The following is a 21,384-nucleotide window of genomic DNA, read 5'->3' as shown; positions in this document are numbered from 1 at the left end:
GTTCTTTGTAGGGTTGACCTGCTTGGTCTAAACCATACGGACAAAGCGTAAACATGTACCATCCTACAAATCCGGAGTTGGTACTTATGGCAAGTGAAAAAACTTTAACATCTCCGCGTCTGACCACCTTGATTCTGGGCTGTTTGGCGCTGCTCTTGGTTGTCAGCATTATTTTGTTTCCCGATCAAGCCTTCAAATCATCGCTTCAAGGGCTGAGGATCTGGTGGGAGCTTGTCTTCCCAGCTCTGCTGCCATTTTTCATCGTAATCGAGATTGCCAGAGGCATGGGGGTCTTGCACGCAATCGGAGCCTTGCTCGAGCCCCTTCTGCGTCTATTATTCCGGTTGCCGGGTATTGCAGGCTGGGCTATCGCCATCGGTATTACTGCCGGTACCCCCTCAGGCGCCGTAGCCGTAGGCAGCATGAGAAAAGATAAGCTGCTTAGCAGGGACGAAGCCGAGCGGCTGCTTACCTTAAGCCACGTAGCAAGCCCTGTGTTCCTTATATCGGTCGTTGGAGTCGGCTTTCTGCATAATGCTCAAAGCGGCCTGGCCCTCGCGATCCTTCATTACGGTTCAGCCCTGCTGCTTGCCTTATGGCAGCGAATTACACTAGCCAAGCAGCATACGAAGCTGGAAGCGGAAGACCAACGCTCTGCCTTGCCATCGGCAACGGGAGACAGCGGGCTGTTCCGTCGCAGCGCCTCCGCATGGCGAACCGCGCAAGCCAGTGATGGCAGAACCTTCGGCAAGCTGCTCGGTGATTCCGTGACCCATGCCGTACAGCAAACAATGGCCATAGGCGGACTCATGATGATGTTCTCGGTCATTGTACATGCCGTATCACTAAGCCAAGTCCTTACCATAGTCGGGCTCGCCATTTCCGCCACTGGGATCATGACACCCGAGCAAGCCGGTGCGATGCTGTCGTCTCTCCTGCCCGGATTGTTTGAAACGCATTTGGGCGCCTATTCCCTCGGGCAAAGCCAAGCAATCACCGATTCATGGCAGTACGCGCTGCTTAGCGCCTTGTTCGCCTGGGGCGGCTTATCGACCCACGCTCAAGTCAAAAGCTTTACGCTAGGAACCGATATTCGGTATTCCGCCTTTCTGAAATCCAGGCTTCTTCATGCCGCCATCTCGTTTATAGCCACCAGCGCCTTATGGAAACCATTGAATGCCTTGCTAGGTTCACCGGCACCCGCCTGGCTAACTTTCTCGGACCCAAGGATAGATACAATGAAATGGAATTATGTAACGATGTGGCCTCTATTTAGCAAATCGATGCTATGGTTCGGTATGATTCTGCTGCTTATGCTCGTGCTCTCCATAGTCACCGCCTTTGTATTCCATCACAGCCGCCGGGATTCCAAAGGCTAGCCTTTCGGATATTTGGAACGCAAAGCCTTTTCCACCACCTCGGGAACCAGATCGGTAACAGGTCCGTGGAAGCGCGCGATTTCTTTTACAATACTGGAGCTTAAATAAGAATATTGAGGCGTTGACGTCATGAAAAAGGTTTCGAAGCTCTCGTCAAGCTTTCGATTCGTTGAAGCCATTTGCAGCTCATATTCAAAATCCGACACCGCACGAAGACCGCGCACAATGAGATGCGCGTTTTTTTGTTTCATATAATTAATGAGCAAATCGCGAAAATTGTCGATTTCCACATTGGGCAAATCCTTCGTCACCTGTTTAAGCAACTCGGTGCGCTCTTCGATCGTAAACAGCGGATTTTTGCTTGAATTGTTCAGCACAGCTACAATCAGCTTGTCAAACACTTTAGCGGAGCGGTGTATAATATCCAAATGCCCGTTGGTCACCGGGTCAAAGCTGCCGGGATAGACAGCGATTTTCATTTCAAAACGATCCATACTCATCTTTACAGTCAACTCCTCCAACATGTGCACGCAACACTCATGACTCATCTTGCGATGTATTTTTATAAATCGTAACCGCTGTATCGCCGTATTCCGCTCTTCTTACCCACTGCAAACGGCCGATGGGATCCTGGTACACATCCTCGGCGTCATGTTCCACTACAATGGTAGCCAGCGGGTTGAGCATATGTCCCTGATCCAGCTGCTCGATCAATTCTTGTACTACCTTTAACCGATATGGGGGGTCCAGGAATACAAGATCAAACTTTGCTTCCCGCTTCATCAGTGCTTTCAATGCGCGAAGGGCATCATTGCGGTATACCTCCGCTTGATCGGCAAGTCCGGTGGCCTGCAGATTTTGCCGTATGGTGTCGATGCTTTTTTTGTCGATATCGGTCAAAACTGCCCGGTCCATCCCCCTGCTCAGCGCTTCGATGCTTAGCCCGCCTGTTCCTGCGAACAGATCCAGCACGTGCCCTCCGTCAAAATACGGGCCGATCATGCTGAAAATGGCCTCCTTCACCTTGTCGGTGGTAGGCCTTGTGCCCATGCCAGGTACAGCCTTAAGCGGCCTTCCCTTGGCATTCCCTGATATGACTCTCATTTGCTTCCACCTTCTACTGGATAGTAATGCTATCGTACCACAAACGTAAACTTTTGCACAAAATTTTCTGAATAACGTATAGATTTTTTGAAATCTGTCTATCCTTATATCATCGACATCCGAAAATGTCGTAGACAACCGCGGAGAAGACTTACGTTCCCCATAAGCTCTTCGTCCGGTTTCTCCTCTCCCATGAATGAGCCTCGTCGTGAGACGGGGCTCGATTTTTTTGTCTGTCGAACAAAAAAAATCCCTGTTTCGTCGATGGCAGCCGACAACAGGGATTAAACGTGATATATGTTGAATGTGGGATCAACACTATTGATTCTATAAGAATAAGGTTAATGAAAAATGAACCTAACCTTAAAAAAAGATGAAAATCCGCTGAAACTTTTTCCAATTCCGGTCTCTCGCTTTCTAATCCGCATGATTCCGGAGAATAATGCAGATACTGGAAAGAAAACGAGAAGGAGCTCCCACCATGTGCGACCGATTCAACCTGACTGCCGATTTGACCGAACTAAACGATCGCTACCGCTTATCCAAAACGATGTTTTACTATGCCAATGATCGCAGCTTGCGGCCTCAACAGCCGATTACCGCCATTACAGCCAAAGGAAACGAACGAATACTCGATGAATTTCGTTGGGGCTTGATGCCTTTCTGGGCACAAGACTCCGTGCTTGTCGACAGCGAAGCGATCTATGATAAAAGAGCCTTCGATCATTTGCTCAAGCGTCAGAGATGCATTATTCCGGCAAGCAGCTTCGACCGTGTGACTTCGTTAGGACGCAAAAAGGAACAGGTCCAACGTTATATGACCAATGATGGCCAAACATTCGCAATGGCCGGGGTGTACGACGTGTGGTCGGGCTCCTTCGGAGAAGAGCTTCGGACTTGCTCCATCCTGATTAAAAGAATACAGAATAACGAAACCGGAAGTATGGAGACGGTCCCCTTTATTATGAATGAGGAGCAAGCCGATACATGGCTGGACACGGAATTATTCGATAAACCCGCTTTATATCGATGGATGAGAACTGTTGAGCTTCCTCCGCTTCGCCTGCTGCCCGATTCATGGCAGGATATGGCTGACTCACAGGATCAAGAGGATGGAGCTGCAGCGGCTCATAGCATAGGATAATCAATAAAGACCCGCCAAAGCGGGTCTTTATTGATTACGGAATCGTCCTAATTTATCGGGGTTTAGTATAAAATAGATGTCTTGTAAACGGTGGGATTCGGTAGCCGCACCAAAGCATATAGCCATGCTCGGCTTCCCTTCCTTCACGATCAATACCCCGTAATCTCCATTGATTCGAACCTCGAGCAGTTCCCCTTCGAAGGAGCCTTTGCCTTGAATTCCTTCCAGAAATGCCTGGATACGATCCTTGCCCAAGATGGGATATAGGGCTGCCCGAACTTTTCCTCCGCCGTCGCTTATGAGTGCGGCCTGTTCTGTGAGCAGCTGGATTAAACCGGCGAAGTCTCCGGTTTTCACCCCGCTAAGGAATGCATGAACGAACGGCTCGCTGTTCTGCTCAGCGGTGGAGGCCGTGTTGAGCTGGTCCTGATTCACTTTATGCTTTGCGCGGCTTACAATTTTTCTGCAGTTCGACTCGGATTTGTCCATCATCTCGGCGATTTGCGCATAATCGTAATCCAGTACTTCCCTCAGCAGAAAAATCGCCCGTTCCACCGGCGAGAGCTGCTGGAGCATAACGAGAAGCGCGTAAGAGACCTTCTCTTTCCTTATGATCTGCTCCTCGGGATTATTCGCTTCTAGTTCGATATCCGGCTCCGGCAGCCAAGGTCCTGTGTAGACCTCGCGCTGCTTCCTGGATGACTTCAGGAGATTCAGACACCTATGGGTCACTGTCTTAATCAAATAAGCCTTAACGCTGAGAATGTCCTCCTCACGGACCCGCTGTAGAGCTACAAATGCATCCTGTACGATATCTTCCGCATCCGTGTAGGAACCCAGCATCCGGTAGGCAATCGACAGGAGCAGCTGCCGATGCTCAGTATAAGCATGTTCCCACTCAGTCAAACAGCCCCGCCTCCTATCGAATACATTCCATGAATTAATAACTTATCAAAGACGCCAGCAGCAAGCCTGTAGCCAGGCTGAGACAGAATGAAAAAAGCCCGACCGAAGCGTTGCCTTTAGGAATTTCTGCAACGACTTTAAACGGCGTCAGCAGCTCGAAGATATAAAACACTATCACTTGAAACGCGATTCCGATGAATCCCCATACGATCAAGTCAACCAAGCCAAGAGAATGATAGACGGCAGATGCCAGTACCAGAGTTTGGCCGATGATTTTGCCGCCAAGATCGTATGCGGCAGCCTTGGCCGCAGCCGCTTTGGAAGGGTCAGATAAATCTCCGCCTTCACGAATGAGCTTGAATTCGCTGTACGGCGTCGTAATTGTAAAAAGCAGAATGCCTATTCCCAATAAAGGCACCGTTACTCCCAAATAAATCAAAAAATTAAGTATGGAATCCCATTGTGTCATGCTTTAGCTCCCCCTTTATTCAACCCTGCCGGCAAATAATATGAAATATTGTTTGTAATATGCCCGCCTACTCTGGCGATGACCGCGGAAGGCTTGCCCGCAATAAGAAAGCAGCCCCATAACAAGCGGCCGTTCGTCGTCCCCTTCAACGTCTCCACCCGTACAGGCGGAAGTTCTATGTATTGCTGATACACCATCGGCTGATCCAAGTATTCGTCTTCCCCGTTTTCATCGAGCACGCTCCCTGCAGCATCTACAATCCTGACACCGCTTCCCTCTCTTCCGTAGATCGGCTTGATGACATGGGAAATGGAAGTGTCTGAGAACCGGTTTTCCAAATAGGTCGGCAGCATATGGGCGGCGATGATCTCATGCTCCTCGTCCGTATAAAATTGGCCGGACTCGTGCAAATTCCAAATAAGCGCTTGAAGCGCTTTGGTCTGAGCTGTAAAGCCTGACGGAGGATTGATGACGGCCAGCTTCTTCTCTGCTATCAGCCTAAGAACATGCTCACCGGTCGGGTACCCGTCTACATCTTTATCTTCCGCCAGCTTCTCCAGCGCATGGAGCCGATATAACACATCGACGGGTGTCATGTGATCGGAGTCATCGGATACCCACATGCGTTCGTCCATCACACGCAGCTGGGAGAGCGGGACAAAAGAAGCGGGGAGTCCCGACTGTGCCAGTAAATACTTGGTTGTGCCCGCATCCTCTTCATGCCAGTCGAGGGCACTGAAGAAGATGTGATCCAGCGGGTATTGCGCTGAGCCGTAGGCTTTTATTGCTGCTTGAAAAGCCTCGTACAGCATCCCTGAGCAGCCGGCATTCGGATCCTCAGCCCCGTATGCTTGGCAAACAGCTCCGTTGACATGGAAGGCTTCTACGATCCCGGTAGGAGTATCGCTATTGAATTCAAGCATTTTAATTTGTCCGTTGTTGACGGCAAAATCGAACCTGCCGATAACGGTTGGTGAAGGCATCGAATCAATGTGCTGCAATCGGATCGCATCGAAAGCCGCTGTCGGAATGCCGAGCCCGGACAGAAGCCCTTCATCCGCCTGACTCACTATGTTAACCGTTTTGGCAAAGACACGTCCCAAGGCTTCTGCCGCTATCCTCATCTCATGAAGGACATCGCGGTCCAACGTATAGAGCCCGGCTAGTGCGTATTCCTCCTCGTACATGCAGTCCCAAGTAAAAATGCCTTCCTTCCTTAACGGCTCATACAATGCTTCCCGCCGCTCAGGATAAGGCAGTCCGGTTATGTCTCTGTCTTTATTCATTACGTGTCCCCCTGCCTTAGCTAGAGCTGGAGCTGCTGCTGCTCCCAATGCCGCCATGTGAGGAGGAACCTTCCGATATGCCCGAGTTTCCCCCTGATGTACCTGACTTACTGGAACTCCCGCCGATGTACCCGCGTGAGCTTCCGCCGCTGCTGCCGCTTCCGTTATCACAATAACCATCACCATTTTGATCCACGCAGTTAGAATTCGCGGTTGTATTGGAACAACCGGATGCAGCTATGAGAGCAGCGGTAACGAATAATGCTACCAGCTTATTTGATTTTCTATGTTCCAATTGAACTCCTCCTAAAATGTTATTCCAGGCGCGATTCTATAGTCGACATGAAATAACAAGTTCGCAAGTCTGCCGAGAGCTCTACCCCAAGGGATCAGACCGGAGTTTTCCTAAGCACATAATGATATCTTATATGATGATTATGCTTCTTCGTCCGATTTGACTGCATAAAACACGAAGGTTGACCGGTCTTCATCAATCTCTGCAGACGTCCGGTACCACTCCTGCCCGTCGACATACAAATAATTAGCGGTCAGATACAGCATCACATCCAGACTATCCTCAAAATGATACGTATGCACCAGCCTGTAGTCAGTTGCCAATTCCTTAAATTCCCTAAGCTCCATGCTAAAGCCTGGCGCCGGGGATTGCGGCTTCGCCCAGGATTTTACCTGCTCATCCTCCGAAGGCTTGACATAAATAACATAGCATGAGTCCTCGATCGCGCATGACGTTTTTTCATACACGGTTCCCTCTTTTACCAAATAATCGCATGCAAACCTCAAGGCCGTCTCATCGCGCTCTATTTGATCGTAGTAATATAGCAGCGGAAAATCCCCGCCTTCTTCATATAACCGATATTCCAAACGTGCCACCGTTAATTGCCCCTTTCCAACTTTGGATCTTTATGTAGAAGAACATACATGTATTACGCAGCTGCTCAAAAAAAGGTTACAGAGCCTCATTCTATTTTGACCCTTTTAAAGAACGTGCGTTCTATTCATCATAGCACTGATTGTAACATTTTTACAAACCATTTTTCTTGGAAGCAAAAAAAGAGCGCTCTTTCTCCAGCAGAGTCAAAGCGCTCAAGGAATGGAGGCCGCAAAATGGACGACCACCCCTTCCCGTGATAAGATATTTTGGAGGTGAATTCGGATGCTATTACATAAAGGCGAAATCTTGTTCAGACAAGGAGAAAGCGGACCCTTATTTCATATACGCAGCGGTCTGTTTAAAATCATGCGCGTTCATGAGGACGGCAGTCCCTTCCTCGTCAATATCGTGACTCCCGGCGAGACGATTCCTCATCATTCCTTAATCAGCCCTAAAGAATACCATGGTACGGCCATCGCCCTGATTAGCAGTGAGGTAGAAGTCATATCTCCCGATGAATGGTACACGGAGCTGGATGCGCATCCTGCAAAGTGCCGTGAGATCGCCCTGCAATTACAAAGCAAGCTAAGAATGATGCAGCAGCGAATTGATCATCTTACGCTGGTTACTCCTGCGGAAAAGCTGGAGAAGCTGGAACAATGGTTTGCGGAGTATATCTCCCCTATGTCCATAAAGGATATATTAACGCAAGAAGAAATAGCGCAATTACTCGGACTTCGGCGGGAAACGGTCAATCGCTTATTTCGGGCTAAGCAAGGCTAACCCGATGGCTGTCCTATCCCCTTACGACGGCCTCTCCCGCTTCGTTTGCCTGTTCTGCCAAGCTGCCCGCCGGACCAAAAAACTCAAAGTGAATGTCCGCGTCATCAACGCCCCAATCCTTCAGTGCACGGTATACAGCTTTCATGAAGGGAATTGGCCCGCAAAAATAAAAGCTGGCGTTCGGACTGGATACCCGCTGCTGCAGCCACTCCAAATCAAGATACCCCGCTTTATCAAAGGCCCCTTCCTTCCGGTCCAAATCGGTAGGAGAAGAATAGCAGACATAGGAACGGATAGTCGGATGGCTCTTAGCTATATCGGCAACTTCCTCTTTCAAAGCGTGGTACCGGCCGCTGCGCGCGGCATGGATGAAAGTAACGGAACGCTCAGGCTCTTTGGCGGCCAGCGTTTTCAGCATGCTAACCAGTGGAGTCAGACCCACACCGCCGCTAATCAATACAGCCGGCTTTTCCTCTTTTCTCAAAATAAAGTCTCCGGCCGGTGCCGATACCTCCAGAACATCTCCGACAGTGACTCCCCGGTGTAAGTAATTCGATACAATGCCCTCCGGCTTTCCTTCCGAAGCCTCTTCCCTTTTAACGGAAATTCGATAATGCGGTTGTCCCGGCATATCCGACAAGCTGTATTGACGAATATGAGTATAGGATTGACCCGGAATCATAAGCTTCACGCTAATATATTGGCCCGGTTCGAAATCGGCAATACCTTGTTGATCTTCCGGTACCAGATACAACGAAGCAATCGTATCGCTCTCCTTCACCTTCCGTTCCACAATAAACCGCCTAAATCCCTTCCAGCCCCCAACACGCTCTTCGGCTTGAAGGTACATTTCGTTCTCGGTTTGGATAAACACATTAGCTATAACCCCGTAGGCATCGGCCCAAGCGGCGATGATCTCATCCGTTGCCGCATCTCCCAGGACCTCCTTGATTGCCCGAAGCAGCGTTTCCCCGACAATCGGATAATGCTCTGCCTTCACTCCAAGGCTTCGATGCTTGTGCGCTATTTGTTTGACTACCGGCAGGATCGTTTCCAGTTGATCAATATGGGCCGCAGCGGCATAAACTGCGTTGGCCAGAGCCGCCTGTTGACGGCCTTTCTTCTGATTGGCATGGTTAAACAGGTTCAACAGCTCGGGGTGGCCTGTGAACAACAGCTCGTAAAAACGCTTCGTTATGGCTGTTCCGTGTACTTCCAGAACGGGTACCGTGGATTTAATTGTTTGTATCGTTTGTTCACTCAGCATTAAGATCGCCCTCTCTTCATTTCGTTGTGTTCCTGTAATTAAGTATAGTAGAGAGCACAGGTTCGCCTTGTGATTGGAATCACATTGAAATGAACGGAATTGTGTCGATCTTGCTGGATGAGACATCCCTACAAAGTTCCATCACATTGAAAAAACGCCCTCCGTGGAGAGCGTCTAGTGTTAGAAGCCTGCGGTCATCGTATTCGTGCCGCTATCTTTGAATGCCTCGGCATTGTCATATCCCGCATTACCGAACACCGTGTTCGAGTCACAACGTGCAGAACCGACCAGTACAGCAGCAGTCGAGCTTTGCGAGATGGAGTTGTTCATAACGATATTCCGTTTAGCCGATAAGCTTGCGCTTTCTCCGACCACATCCACTACAATTCCGGTTTCCGTACGGCGAACCTCATTGTTTTTTACCGAGTTGCCATCACTATTCAGGATGGAGATACCTCTTACAGAGCCGTACACCGAGTTGCCCGTTATCGTGTTTCCAAATGGTTTATCGTCGCCTGCATTCTCAGGAGCATCCAGTTGAATGCCTGCGGAGGCCGCTTTAGAAATGACGTTATTCACGATGGTATTGTAGCTGCAGGCATCCTTTAGCCGAATTCCGTAGGTTGAGCTGTTTTTTTGGTCAATCAGCGCATAAGGAGCTACCATATTAGCCTCTATCAGATGATAGGAGCAAGCGCTGACCTTGGAGGATACCATAATGGCGGTATCTCCTGTAAATTCCATGATATTGCCTGTAACATGTGAATACGTGCTGCCTGCAGTCAGATGTATGCTGTATTTGTTAATGTTTTTGAAATGGTTGCCTTGAATGGTATGATTCGCACCGCCTTCGATGACGATACCGTATCCCTCATTCGATGCCTCTGTTCCAAATATTTTTATAAATGTGCAGTTCGTGATGCTGACATGCTGGGAACGAGCAGCCCGTATCCCGTTCGCTACGCCATTGAACACACAATTATCGATGCTAACATTAGCAGCCTCGACCATATAAATTCCGCGTTCAACAATTTCCCCTGTCGCGCCGCTTGGACCAATGCCCTCAAACGTGATCCCTTCGACGGAAAAATTGTTAATGGATGAGCCGCTGTAAAGCATGAACATATCGGCGTTCCCGGCCTTGATAGCCGTGGTCCCTGCTCCTGCCCCTATCAGGTTCACCTTGTTCCTGAGAAGCAGTCCGCGGCTGATGTAATACTTGCCTGCAGGCAGAAAGACCGCTTCCCCTTTGGCAGAGGCTGAGTCAATAGCGGATTGTATGTACGGTGCATCATCGTCATATCCGTTGCCCAGCGCCCCGAAATCCTTCACATTAAGCCATGATTTGTTTTCGGTCAGCGGTACGGTTGACGAGGCTGCACGGGCTTCAAAAGGCAATCCGGCGCCCGCGGCAAGCAGAGCTCCGGCAGCACCCATAGAAGCAAGCAACTTTCTGCGTGTCATCGGTTTCTCTTTCGGATCATTTGGTAGCAATGATAGCTCCTCCCCCTATTTGGTTCTCTATGAAAATTATAACTTTCATAGATTCAAATGGCAACCTTGCTCCTATTCTGGGAGCTTAAGTCATTCATAACAAAAAAACAGACCCAACGGTCTGTTCGTTGTGCTTTTATACTGCGGTTGAAAGGTTTATCGGAACATTCCCCACAGCTTGAGCAAATGAAATGTATTGTTTGGATCTATTTTCTGAGCAATGACAAAATTGACCATATGCTCCTTCTGCATATCTGTCAATCTCTCGTTTAACACTTTCCCCAGCATGTCGACAAACCTTCTTACCTTCGTCCTGTCCTGCAAGTCCGTCTTCGTCACACCCTGCAAAATCATTTTGATACGTTCTTTCGTATCGGGATTTTTCATTTTTAATTTAACACGTTCAACAAAAACGGGATCGAAGCCATATTTTTGATAGCTCATGTCACGAACTCCTCCCATCATAAGGATACGGTAGTCTTGTATGCCAACCTCTTTGTAAGTCTATGACGGAAGGCTCGGACATGTGTCTAATAATATGGTTATGTAAGCAAGATTAGGTGTTAATCCAATAAGTCGCTATCGAAGATATGCTCCCTGCGCAAAAATTCATGAAGCATAGAATAACCGGCTGCCGTCCAAAAGTCGGGCCTGCGCACGATCTCGGCGGCATCGTCCCGGGCTTGCTCCATCGTTTCGAAATCTGTGACCATATCGGCGATTCGAAAATCAGGCAGACCGCTCTGCTTCGTTCCGAAGAAGTCCCCGGGGCCTCTCAGCTCAAGATCCCTTCGTGCGATTTCGAATCCGTCGTTCGTATCGGTCATCGCTTTCATTCGCTGCTTCCCTACTTCATTTTTCGGGTCGGCTATAAGAACGCAATAGGACTGATGCTCGCCCCTTCCCACCCGTCCGCGTAGCTGGTGCAGCTGGGACAATCCGAAGCGATGGGCGTCATAGACCACCATCAGGGTCGAATTCGGGACGTCTACCCCAACCTCGATCACCGTCGTAGAAACCAGCACTTGAACCCGATTTGCGCTGAACTCGCGCATGACTTCGTCTTTTTCGGCGGGAGACATTCTTCCGTGCAGCAGCCCGACTCGTAAATCCGGGAAAGCAAACTGGATTTGCGCATGGACGTCAATCGCGTTCTGTACATCCAGCTTCTCCGATTCCTCGATTAACGGACAGATTACGTAAGCCTGCCGGCCCGCAGCGACCTCTCGCCGGATAAACCCAAGCACCCGATCCAGCATATCGTGAGTTACCGCATACGTCTTGATCGGCTTTCTGCCTTTGGGCAGCTCACGCAAAGTCGATACATCCATATCACCGAACGCCGTTATTGCCAGCGTCCTTGGAATAGGTGTCGCGGTCATCGTAAGCACATCCGGATTCATTCCTTTGCGCCGGAGCACGCTTCTCTGGTTAACACCGAACCGGTGCTGTTCATCGGTAACGACCAGACCAAGCTTGCGGAAAAAGACATCGTCCTGGATCAAAGCATGGGTACCGACAACAACATCGACCATACCGAGCTGAAGAGCTCCAAGAACTTCCCTGCGCTGCCGGGCCGTCAGGCTGCCTGTAAGCAAAGCGACCTGGATGCCGTAAGGCTCGAACAAGCGTTCCAGTGAACGCTTATGCTGTTCCGCTAATATTTCCGTCGGAACCATTAAAGCTCCCTGATATCCTGCTTTCACCACAGCAAATAAAGCGGCTGCGGCAACAACTGTTTTGCCGGCACCAACATCACCTTGAAGCAGGCGGTTCATACAGTAAGGCTGTTGAAGATCGTGCAAAATTTCTGCCAGCACGTTTTTTTGCGACTCGGTCAGGGTAAACGGCAAAGCCCGTACAAATGCGCGGACTGCGGGCAAATCTACAGGGTGGGCCACACCGTCTGCCCTGTCGTGATTGATCGCTCGGTATGCCTGCATTTTCAGCTGAAATAAAAACAGCTCCTCGTAAACCATCCGTTTGCGAGCCTTCTGCCCGTTCTCCATCGATTCGGGCAAATGAAGCAACGCCACCGCCTGCTTACGCGGCATTAAGCCATACTTATCCAGCAGCTCCTTAGGCAGCACCTCCGGGATTAACCCTCCGTACTGCGTCAAAGCCTGCTTCATCGTCTGCCTCATCCATTTTTGCGTTATGGAGCCGGTAACGGAATAAACAGGCTGCAGCGTACCGATCTTCGATGTCCCTTTTCCCGGAAATTCGGACTCCGATACGGTCAAATGCAGCCTTTTTGGATCCCATTTTCCGGTCAAAACAATGTCCGCTCCTGTTTGCAGCTGATCCTTCAAATAATGACGATTGAACCATACGGCAGTGACAAACAACTTGTCTACCATAAGCTTGCAGGTTAGACGAGATTTGATTCGTCCATACATCTGTACCTGCGGAACCCCGACTATGGTTCCTTGAACCGTGATTTTATCACCGTCCTTAGCCTCAGTCAGATCGCGCAGCGTATAGTCTTCGTATCGAAAAGGATAATAATCAAGCAGCTCGCCAACAGAAGAAATGCCAAGGACAAGCAGCTCCTCCGGCTTCTTGCCCTTGACTCCGTACACCTCTTTAACCGGAACTTTGTACAAATCTATTGACATGCTATGCCGGTCTGACGAACGCAGCTATGGCTCCGGGACCGGCATGCGTTCCGATGACTGGCCCGATAACCGTATAGTTCAGGCTTTCAATCCTAAATTGCTCTTTGATCAACGCGCTCATCTCCTCAGCATAAGGAATATTATTGGCGTGGGCGATCGTGACATGAAGAGGTTTATCGCCATAATCCGATTTGATCAGCTCCATAATCCGCGCCATCGCCTTTTTTTGTCCCCTCACTTTATCTACCGAGTAGACTTCACCTTCATCCGATATGGATAAGATCGGCTTAATATTCAAGAGGGACCCAAACAAGGCAGCGGCTCTTCCGATCCGCCCGCCTTTCTGCAAATACTCGAGCGTATCTACTAAAAAGTAAATGTTCTGCTCCTTGCGGATCCGAGCGATCATGCTCACGATTTCTTCCTTGCTCTTCCCGTCTCTAGCCGCCTCGGCCGCGATCACAGCCAGCATCCCGATTCCATAAGAAGCCGTCAGGGAATCGACAATGGTGACATCGATCTCATCCTCCAGCATGGATTTTGCCAGCAGCGCCGACTGATACGTACCGCTCATATGAGAGGAAAGATGAATAGAAATAATCGGGCCGCCCGATTCGGCCGCCACACGCTTGTAGGTCTCTACAAACTCCACTGGGGATGGCTGTGAGGTCGTAGGCAGCGATGAATAGGCAGCCAGCTTTTCGAAAAAAGCCTCGGAGCCTATATCCACTGAATCTCTGTAGGTTTCCGTACCAAAATGAACCTTTAACGGAACCATTTCTATGTTCAAAGCTTTGCGTAAATCCGCCGGAATATCGGCCGTGCTGTCCGTGACAACTCGAACCTGGCTCAATCAGTTCACCTCAAATACTCAATAATCGTAGTTGCTTACTCTGTGGAAATAATATAATAGTACAGCGGCTGACCGCCGTAATGAACTTCAACCTCCACATCGCTGTAATGCTCTTCCAAATATTTCACCAGATGCTCCGTCTGCTCTTCGTCGGCCTCTTCCCCGGTATAAACCGTTACAATTTCTGCTCCATTCTGCAGCAGACTATCCAGCAGCTTTTGGCAGGAGCTGAGCAAATCCGAATCAGACACGACAATATGGTTGTTCCGGATACCGATATAATCGCCTTGCTTAATATTCATTTCGTCTATCTGCGTATCCCGAACCGCATAAGTGACCAGCCCGGATTGAACCTGCTGGATCGCCTGCTGCATCAGATCCGTATTTTCCTCGGGAGCCATGCTGTCCTGATACGCAATAACAGCGGCAATCCCCTGAGGAATGGTCTTCGTCGGAATGACCACAGTCTGGATCCCTTCAACGAGCTCCACGGCTTGCTGTGCAGCCAAGATAATGTTGGAATTGTTCGGAAGAACGAAGACGGTCTGAGCGTTGACCTCTTGCACCGCTTTAACAATATCCTCGGTACTTGGATTCATGGTTTGCCCGCCCATAAGGACCCGATCCACGCCGAGGCTGGTAAAAATATCGGAAATCCCCTGTCCAGCGGATACAGCAACAAATCCATAGCGTTTAAGTTTCCTGCTGCTGTCGCTTTTCGGCCTGGGCGCCGCTTGAGCAACGTCGGAGTCCGCTTCTGTATGGATGATGTGGGAATGCTGATCACGCATATTTTCAATCTTGATTCGGCTCAAATCACCGTACTGCATAGCGTAATTCATCACATGGCCCGGATATTCGGCATGGATGTGTACCTTGACCAAGTTATCGTCCGCTACTACAAGCAGAGAATCGCCGAACGCGGAGAGCCGCTCCCGGAACCTTGCTTCGTTAAAAGCATTCTCTGCAAGCTTGCGGCTGTCCAATGTCACGATAAATTCCGTGCAATATCCGAACTCGATATCCTCGGTCGCCAGCTGAGCTTGGACCGGATGCATGGCTGAAGCTTCCGAAGAAGTCAAGCTTTTTGTAACCTCTGTTCTGGCCTGAGCGGGTTGAACCGGGATTTCTGGAATCGCCACTCCTCCAGCCAACTGCTCAAGCGCTTGTACAAAACCCTCGTATATAAACATCAGCCCTTGCCCGCCGGCATCCACGACGCCTACCTGTTTTAGTACAGGCAGCATGTCCGGTGTACGGGATAGCGCCTCGTTCCCTTTTTTCCAAACCTCTTTCATCAGAGCCGATAAGTCCGTGGTGCGCTTAGCGGAAGCTATACCTTGTCTGGCAGCTTCCTTCGAGACCGTGAGGATCGTTCCCTCTACAGGCTTCACTACGGCTTTATAAGCCATATCCACGCCGTTTTGCAATGCGGCCGCGAAGCGTTCGGCATCGATAGTCTCCATATCGGACACAGCCTTGGAGAAACCTCTGAACAATTGGGATAAAATGACGCCGGAATTTCCCCTGGCTCCCATCAAGAGGCCCTTAGCTAATGCGTCCGCCGCTTTGCCTACATGCTTCGAAGGACGTCTGCGAAGCTCCTCTACACCTGAGGTTAAAGTTAAGTTCATATTGGTTCCCGTGTCTCCATCCGGAACAGGAAAAACATTGAGTGCGTTGACGTTGCTCTCATTTTCTCTTAGCTGCCGGGCACCACTCTCGACCATACGGATAAAGTCGTTCCCGTCCATTACATTTAAGCGCTTACTCAAAAAAACATTCCCCTCCCTGCGAAGTCGAACGGCGGTCTGCTTCGTGCAGTACCGCAGCCCTCTTGGCATTACTGAGCCACGCGAACGCCCTGAACATAAATGTTCACCGACTCCACTTGAAGCCCCACAATTTCATTTAATACGTACTTTACCTTTGTCTGCACATTGTGGGCCACAACCGATATTTTAGTACCGTAGCTTACGACAATATATAGATCAATGGATAGCGCTCCCTCAGCGTCTTTGCGAACCTCGACACCTCTGCTTAAATTATCGCGGCGAAGCAGCTCCGCAATACCGTCTTTCAATTGATTGCGGGAAGCCATTCCTACAAGTCCATAACAATCCAGGGCAGCTGAACCCGCGAGTACAGCAATAACTTCTTCGGTAATATATACTTTGCCATATTCAGCAGCCAGTTCGATAGCCATTTTTACAGCTCCTTTGATATAGATTAGAATGGACTACAACTCATTTTACTATATCAAACGAAAGAAATAAATAAAATTTGGACAATCTCCCTTAAAAACATCGTCGCGGCGTTGACGGCTTTTATTCCATTGTGATATGATATTTGAGTGTGTTTTTTAACAGGTTTTTCTTACGGAGAATGCTTTTGAAGACAAGTAGTTCGTCATCAAGGCTGTTAAGGAGGTGTATTTCATGTCCCGCAAATGTTTCATTACTGGCAAAGGACCAGGTACTGGTAACCACGTGTCCCACGCTAATAACAAATCAAAGCGCACTTGGGGTGTTAACGTTCAGAAAGTTCGCATTCTGGTGGACGGTAAACCGAAGCGCGTTTATGTAAGCACGAAAGCTTTGAAATCCGGAAAAGTTACTCGTGTCTAGTTCTTACCATCAGATAGACAAAAAGCACCTGGCCGCAGGTGCTTTTTTTAGTTTGATTGCCGCTGGCGCAAGCACCATTCCATTCCTCTTGGCTGCTTTAGTAACGCTCATGCCGCGGTTTAATTTTTACTGAATGTATTTAGTACAGCTTTAACAAATCCGCCTATAAGTTTCGGTAGCTTGATTGTGTAAAACTTCATTTCTACCCCTCCTCCGGTTTTCACTAGCAAAGCTTCTGCTTGAAATCAAGCGGTGTTCACAACTGCTTCGGTACAAGTCAGTCAACGGAACAAAGCCAAGTCATTATACTTCATTCTATTCCGCAGCTTTGCAAAACGTGCCTATCCCATTCCGATCCGCAAGAACAAAAAAAGGCTACAAAAGCCTAAACTTTTGTAACCATGTTATGCGATGATTCTCCGGAATATGACTCTACCGGGACATCCGATTTATGTATTCTACCCATTAAGGCGCTGCGGGCACCTGGCCTGTCTTAACAGCTACATATAACGCATATATGACAGCAAAGAGAAAATAGAAAACGATCGTGGACACAACGAACGCGATTCTCATTCCGCGCTCCTCGTGCCTTTTAAAAAATTGCACACCGGTGATTAACGCTCCAAGCGAGAAAATATATTTTAACAAATCGTTGATCTGAGAAAATAAGCAAAGCAGCAGCGCGCAAAGAATGCTGTAACCCAATACCGTTAAAAATCTCACCCGCTTTTACACCCCGCTTCGAATCTGGCGAATCGCCTCCGCACGGTCGCTGCGGTTAAATACGGCACTGCCTGCTACCAGAACATTTGCTCCCGCGGCTACCACCTGACGTGCGGTTTCTGCATTAATGCCCCCGTCCACTTCAATGTCCACATGTCCTAACCCTCTTGCATTCAGCATTTCACGAAGCTTGGCGATTTTCGGGAGCATTGCGGGAATGAACTGCTGTCCTCCGAAGCCGGGATTGACCGTCATAATGAGTACCAAATCCAAATGTTCATCCATTACATGCTCGATGGAGGACAGCGGTGTGGCAGGGTTTAGAACAACTCCCGCTTTTACCTGCTGCTCCTTAATAAAATGCAAGGTGCGGTGCAGGTGGCGGCACGCTTCCACGTGTACGGAAATCAGATCTGCCCCCGCCTTGGCGAACGACGGAATATAGGCATCCGGATTTTCTATCATTAAATGTACGTCCAACGGAAGCTTCGTCCGTGGTCGAATCGACTCTACTACAAGAGGTCCGATCGTAATATTGGGCACGAAATGACCGTCCATTACATCTACATGAATCCAATCTGCCCCCCCTTTTTCCACATCGGCGATTTCTTCTCCCAATTTGGAAAAATCAGCAGATAAAATAGATGGCGCAATGTTCAGCATAGGAATCAGTACCTCCTTTTTCTCTCTTTGATATCCGTTAAAAATTGCAGGTAATGCTCGTAGCGGGACTCGGAAATGTCCCCATTCTCCTTTGCCTCCAACACTTTGCAGTCTGGCTCGTGAAGATGGAGACAGCCGCGGAATTTACACCCGGCCGCGTGATCCCTGAATTCTCTAAAGCAGGAGCTCAGCTGCTCCGCTTCTTCGATTTGCAAAAAATCAAGCTGGCTAAAGCCGGGGGTATCCGCAACTAAGCCGCCGTTCGTAAGACGGATGAGCTCCACATGCCGTGTCGTGTGCTTCCCCCTGCCCAGCTTCATGCTAATCTGGTTGGTCTCCAATTGAAGGCCGGGAACCATCGCATTGAGCAGCGACGATTTCCCTACACCTGATTGCCCGGCAAACACGCTGATCCGCCCTGCCAGCTGCTCCAAAACCGGCTCTATTCCGATACCACGCTTAGCACTGGTAACGACCGTCTGATAGCCGATCGATTCATATAACCTGACGATGTCCATAATGCCTTGAGCCCCTTCTCCAAGGGCTTGAGACGCTGCCTCCGGGTCTTTGTCGTCCGATACGAGGTCATGCTTCGTCAAGCATATGATCGTCTCCAATCCGGCGCTCTCCGTGTGTACGAGAAATTTGTCCAGCAGCTGTAAATTCAGTGCGGGCTCCGTTACAGCGAATACTAGTACAACGAGCTCTACATTGGCGACAGGAGGCCTTACCAGCTCCGAGGTACGCGGCAAAATTTCGGTAACCGTCCCTTCGCCGTTTTCCGTCAGCTCATAAAGCACTCTGTCTCCGACCAAAGGGGAGACCCCGCGTTTTTTAAATATGCCGCGGGCCCTGCATTGGATAGAGGTCATTAGCTCATCATCTTCCGATAGTACGTAATAGTATCCGCTGAGCGCTTTTACGATTAATCCGGCTGGCATTAATTTTTGCCTCCTGTGTTGTTTGGATTACTAGGCTGCGCACCAGCAGGGGTAGCTGTGCCTGCGCCGCCATTGCCGGTGGTGCTTGCTCCCTGTGCCGCGCCGGCGCCATTACCTGTACCGCCGGCTCCATTAGTCTTGGCAGGAGGCGTCGGCGTAGGTGTCGGGGTTGCCCCCGGACTTTGCGTAGGAGTCGGTGCAGGCGAATTGCTTGGCGGGGTGCTTCCTTGTCCCCCGGATGGAACCGGGCTAAACGGCATACCGCTCTTCCAAGCAAGATAATCTTTATAAGTCACCGTAATTATTTCAGATATTTCGTTATCCTGTTTGATCTTAATTGTTGCATCCTTGTCCGGAGCCAAGACGAGATTGACATCGGCTGTGGTTGCCTTCGTCACATTCGTCAACGTCTTATAGTCGAAGTTATCGTACGCTGCATCGCTCAACAATAATTTAATGGTCGATGCTTTGCCCTCCTTCGCAGGCTTGACCGGCACCGTTACCGTCATAGGCCCTGCTTCCTCCGGATAGCCCGAACTGATAATTAGCTTAATATCCGTGCCAGGCGGAACCTCATCTTTATACTTATAAGGGAACTGCGTAATGACTTTCCCCTTCGGCTGCTTATAGCTGGTTTCATAGGTAATCCCATCCGCCGCCAGCTTAAGATTGTTAACGGCAAGCTTCGATTTGGCTTCCGCTTCCGTCAAACCGACCAGATCAGGCATGGAGATGCTCTCTCGTCCTTTACTTATAACCAGGCTAACAGTCCCGGTAACCGGATCGATCTCTTCATCCTGGCCAGGGGTTTGCTTAATAACCGTGCCCGGTTCCCTATCGATAAACGCTTGCTCTGTCTTGATTCTGTCATCCGTAATGCCCAGTGCCATAATAGCCGTTTTGGCGTCCGACAGCTTGGCCCCAACGACATTCGGCATCTTCTGCTTCTCGATTCCCTTGCTCACCGTCAGCGTTACCTTGCTGTGCACCTTCAGCTTTTGGCTCGATGGATTTTGCCGTATCACGATATCCTTGGCAACTTCCTTCGAGTTTTCTTGCACTACCACAGCCTCCAATTGGGCGGCAGTTATTTTGGCCTGCGCTTCCGCTACCGGTAAATTCACAACGTAAGGCACGTCCACATCCTGTACGGTAAATTTGGTCTTAACTGCTCCAACCGCATACCACATAGCGCCTAGCACAAGCAAAAGAACAACGATCCAAATCAACGGTTTTACCCAGCTTTTTTTCTTCTTGACGCTGTTAGCTGCCGGTTCTGCCGGCTTAACTTGCTCTTCCTCGTCATCATCCGTTTCGGCCAAGTATTGACCTGGACGAATAGCGGGAATAATCCGGGTTTTTTCCTCATCCAGCTCGTCCTCATCCTGGAAATTAATCTTGGCTTCATTTCGCCGATGAGGCAAAAGGCAGCTATCCAAATCATCGAGCATTTGTTTGGCGGACCGATAACGCTCGGACGGATTTTTGCGCATCGCCTTTAATATGATGTTCTCCACACTTTGCGGAATGAGCGGATTGACCTTGCGGGGATCTTCTACTTCCTCCTGCAAATGCTTCAATGCTACGCTTATTGGGCTTTCTCCCAGAAAGGGGAGACGGCCGGTCAACATCTGATACATCACGATACCGAGCGAGTACAAATCGGATTGCTCCCCCGTAAAGGTGCCCTTGGCGTGCTCAGGCGAGAAATAATGGACAGAACCGACGACGGAACCGGTTTGAGTAATCGTGGAAGAGGTCACGGCGCGGGCAATGCCGAAATCAGTTACTTTGACCCTGCCGTTTTTGCCTAACAAAATATTATGAGGCTTAATATCGCGATGAATGATTTGATTGTGATGGGCATGATCGAGAGCGTCGCATATTTGGCTGGCGATATGGACCGCTTCTTCCACTTGCAGGGGCGCTTTTTCTTTGATCAGCTCATTCAATGTCGTGCCTTCGATGTATTCCATCACAATATAGTGAATGTCTTCCTCTTGACCTACATCGTAGATACTGACCACATTAGAGTGAGACAACGAAGCCGCCGCCTGTGCTTCCCTGCGGAAGCGCTGGATGAATTCCTCGTCGTGTACATACTGTTGGCGCAGTACTTTCACGGCGACGTGCCGATGTAATAAGATATCAAGTCCTTTATAAACTATAGCCATTCCGCCGCCGCCGACACGCTCGATAATTTCGTAACGGCCTCCCAGCTGCTTACCTATCATT

General features: G+C 49.5%; 23 protein-coding genes. 4 read left to right on the top strand and 19 right to left on the bottom strand.

Going from position 1 to position 21,384, the window contains the following annotated elements; translation table 11 throughout:
- The first annotated feature begins 86 nt into the window (after positions 1-86).
- On the top strand, positions 87-1,379 hold the full coding sequence (locus GGC63_RS28370; protein WP_192705169.1) for a nucleoside recognition domain-containing protein: 1,293 nt from the start codon (positions 87-89) through the stop codon (positions 1,377-1,379).
- Here GGC63_RS28370 and coaD read toward each other — a convergent pair.
- The gene (gene coaD / locus GGC63_RS28365) at positions 1,376-1,879 is read right to left on the bottom strand and encodes a pantetheine-phosphate adenylyltransferase (protein ID WP_225948561.1); all 504 of its coding nucleotides are present in this window, start codon (positions 1,877-1,879) and stop codon (positions 1,376-1,378) included. The genes GGC63_RS28370 and coaD overlap by 4 nt on opposite strands.
- Positions 1,880-1,916: 37 nt before the next feature.
- A complete protein-coding gene (gene rsmD / locus GGC63_RS28360) occupies positions 1,917-2,483 on the bottom strand; it encodes a 16S rRNA (guanine(966)-N(2))-methyltransferase RsmD (RefSeq protein ID WP_192705168.1) in 567 nt (188 codons plus the stop codon).
- A gap of 481 nt (positions 2,484-2,964) precedes the next feature.
- Between rsmD and GGC63_RS28355 the strand changes: the two genes are divergently transcribed.
- A complete protein-coding gene (locus GGC63_RS28355) occupies positions 2,965-3,627 on the top strand; it encodes an SOS response-associated peptidase family protein (protein ID WP_192705167.1) in 663 nt (220 codons plus the stop codon).
- Positions 3,628-3,654: 27 nt separating this feature from the next.
- On the opposite strand, the gene GGC63_RS28350 is transcribed toward GGC63_RS28355, so the two are convergent.
- From GGC63_RS28350 to GGC63_RS28330, 5 genes are all read right to left on the bottom strand, one after another.
- Positions 3,655-4,533, bottom strand: a complete 879-nt coding sequence (locus GGC63_RS28350) for an RNA polymerase sigma-70 factor (RefSeq protein ID WP_192705166.1) — start codon at positions 4,531-4,533, stop codon at positions 3,655-3,657.
- A 34-nt stretch (positions 4,534-4,567) separates the two neighbouring features.
- Positions 4,568-5,002: a DUF350 domain-containing protein gene (locus tag GGC63_RS28345; RefSeq protein ID WP_192705165.1), complete on the bottom strand. Its 435-nt coding sequence runs from the start codon at positions 5,000-5,002 to the stop codon at positions 4,568-4,570.
- The gene (locus GGC63_RS28340; RefSeq protein ID WP_192705164.1) at positions 4,999-6,288 is read right to left on the bottom strand and encodes a glutathionylspermidine synthase family protein; all 1,290 of its coding nucleotides are present in this window, start codon (positions 6,286-6,288) and stop codon (positions 4,999-5,001) included. Before GGC63_RS28340 ends, GGC63_RS28345 begins: the two co-directional genes overlap by 4 nt.
- A gap of 16 nt (positions 6,289-6,304) precedes the next feature.
- Positions 6,305-6,583 (bottom strand): hypothetical protein, encoded by a 279-nt coding sequence (locus GGC63_RS28335; protein ID WP_079910315.1) that lies wholly within the window; start codon positions 6,581-6,583, stop codon positions 6,305-6,307.
- 140 nt (positions 6,584-6,723) lie between these two features.
- Positions 6,724-7,179 carry a hypothetical protein gene (locus GGC63_RS28330; protein ID WP_192705163.1) on the bottom strand — a complete coding sequence of 152 codons (456 nt, stop codon included), beginning with the start codon at positions 7,177-7,179 and terminating at the stop codon, positions 6,724-6,726.
- A 283-nt stretch (positions 7,180-7,462) separates the two neighbouring features.
- Between GGC63_RS28330 and GGC63_RS28325 the strand changes: the two genes are divergently transcribed.
- Entirely contained in the window at positions 7,463-7,963 is a 501-nt protein-coding gene (locus tag GGC63_RS28325; protein WP_192705162.1) for a Crp/Fnr family transcriptional regulator, read from the top strand.
- Between the two features lie 13 nt (positions 7,964-7,976).
- Here the strand turns inward: GGC63_RS28325 and hmpA are convergent, their stop codons facing one another.
- The 7 genes from hmpA to GGC63_RS28290 all read right to left on the bottom strand — a co-directional run bounded on the left by hmpA (position 7,977) and on the right by GGC63_RS28290 (position 16,401).
- Positions 7,977-9,230 carry an NO-inducible flavohemoprotein gene (gene hmpA / locus GGC63_RS28320; RefSeq protein ID WP_192705161.1) on the bottom strand — a complete coding sequence of 418 codons (1,254 nt, stop codon included), beginning with the start codon at positions 9,228-9,230 and terminating at the stop codon, positions 7,977-7,979.
- 180 nt (positions 9,231-9,410) lie between these two features.
- Positions 9,411-10,694, bottom strand: coding sequence for a nitrous oxide reductase family maturation protein NosD (locus GGC63_RS28315; protein ID WP_192705160.1), 1,284 nt, complete (start codon positions 10,692-10,694; stop codon positions 9,411-9,413).
- A gap of 186 nt (positions 10,695-10,880) precedes the next feature.
- Positions 10,881-11,168, bottom strand: coding sequence for a stage VI sporulation protein F (locus tag GGC63_RS28310; protein ID WP_192705159.1), 288 nt, complete (start codon positions 11,166-11,168; stop codon positions 10,881-10,883).
- Positions 11,169-11,287: 119 nt separating this feature from the next.
- A complete protein-coding gene (gene recG / locus GGC63_RS28305; protein ID WP_192705158.1) occupies positions 11,288-13,342 on the bottom strand; it encodes an ATP-dependent DNA helicase RecG in 2,055 nt (684 codons plus the stop codon).
- Position 13,343: 1 nt separating this feature from the next.
- Positions 13,344-14,195, bottom strand: coding sequence for a DegV family protein (locus tag GGC63_RS28300; RefSeq protein ID WP_192705157.1), 852 nt, complete (start codon positions 14,193-14,195; stop codon positions 13,344-13,346).
- Between the two features lie 35 nt (positions 14,196-14,230).
- Positions 14,231-15,949 (bottom strand): DAK2 domain-containing protein, encoded by a 1,719-nt coding sequence (locus tag GGC63_RS28295; protein ID WP_192705254.1) that lies wholly within the window; start codon positions 15,947-15,949, stop codon positions 14,231-14,233.
- 89 nt (positions 15,950-16,038) lie between these two features.
- A complete protein-coding gene (locus GGC63_RS28290; protein WP_079910324.1) occupies positions 16,039-16,401 on the bottom strand; it encodes an Asp23/Gls24 family envelope stress response protein in 363 nt (120 codons plus the stop codon).
- A 232-nt stretch (positions 16,402-16,633) separates the two neighbouring features.
- Between GGC63_RS28290 and rpmB the strand changes: the two genes are divergently transcribed.
- A complete protein-coding gene (gene rpmB, locus GGC63_RS28285; protein ID WP_028550362.1) occupies positions 16,634-16,822 on the top strand; it encodes a 50S ribosomal protein L28 in 189 nt (62 codons plus the stop codon).
- Between the two features lie 119 nt (positions 16,823-16,941).
- On the opposite strand, the gene spoVM is transcribed toward rpmB, so the two are convergent.
- The 5 genes from spoVM to pknB form a co-directional block, all read right to left on the bottom strand.
- The gene (gene spoVM, locus GGC63_RS28280) at positions 16,942-17,022 is read right to left on the bottom strand and encodes a stage V sporulation protein SpoVM (RefSeq protein ID WP_079910325.1); all 81 of its coding nucleotides are present in this window, start codon (positions 17,020-17,022) and stop codon (positions 16,942-16,944) included.
- A 265-nt stretch (positions 17,023-17,287) separates the two neighbouring features.
- Entirely contained in the window at positions 17,288-17,545 is a 258-nt protein-coding gene (locus tag GGC63_RS28275) for a hypothetical protein (RefSeq protein ID WP_079910326.1), read from the bottom strand.
- Between the two features lie 6 nt (positions 17,546-17,551).
- On the bottom strand, positions 17,552-18,208 hold the full coding sequence (rpe, locus tag GGC63_RS28270) for a ribulose-phosphate 3-epimerase (protein ID WP_192705156.1): 657 nt from the start codon (positions 18,206-18,208) through the stop codon (positions 17,552-17,554).
- 5 nt (positions 18,209-18,213) lie between these two features.
- A complete protein-coding gene (gene rsgA, locus GGC63_RS28265) occupies positions 18,214-19,149 on the bottom strand; it encodes a ribosome small subunit-dependent GTPase A (RefSeq protein ID WP_192705155.1) in 936 nt (311 codons plus the stop codon).
- Complete coding sequence (gene pknB, locus GGC63_RS28260) at positions 19,149-21,383, bottom strand: Stk1 family PASTA domain-containing Ser/Thr kinase (protein ID WP_192705154.1); 2,235 nt, start codon at positions 21,381-21,383, stop codon at positions 19,149-19,151. The genes rsgA and pknB overlap by 1 nt, the downstream gene beginning before the upstream one ends.
- Position 21,384 lies beyond the last annotated feature (1 nt).

The organism is Paenibacillus sp. OAS669, assembly GCF_014873645.1.
Classification (GTDB): Bacteria; Bacillota; Bacilli; order Paenibacillales; family NBRC-103111; genus Paenibacillus_S; species Paenibacillus_S vulneris.
Note: the sequence above shows the minus strand (reverse complement) of the source record. Positions and strands in the feature narration are given on the sequence as shown.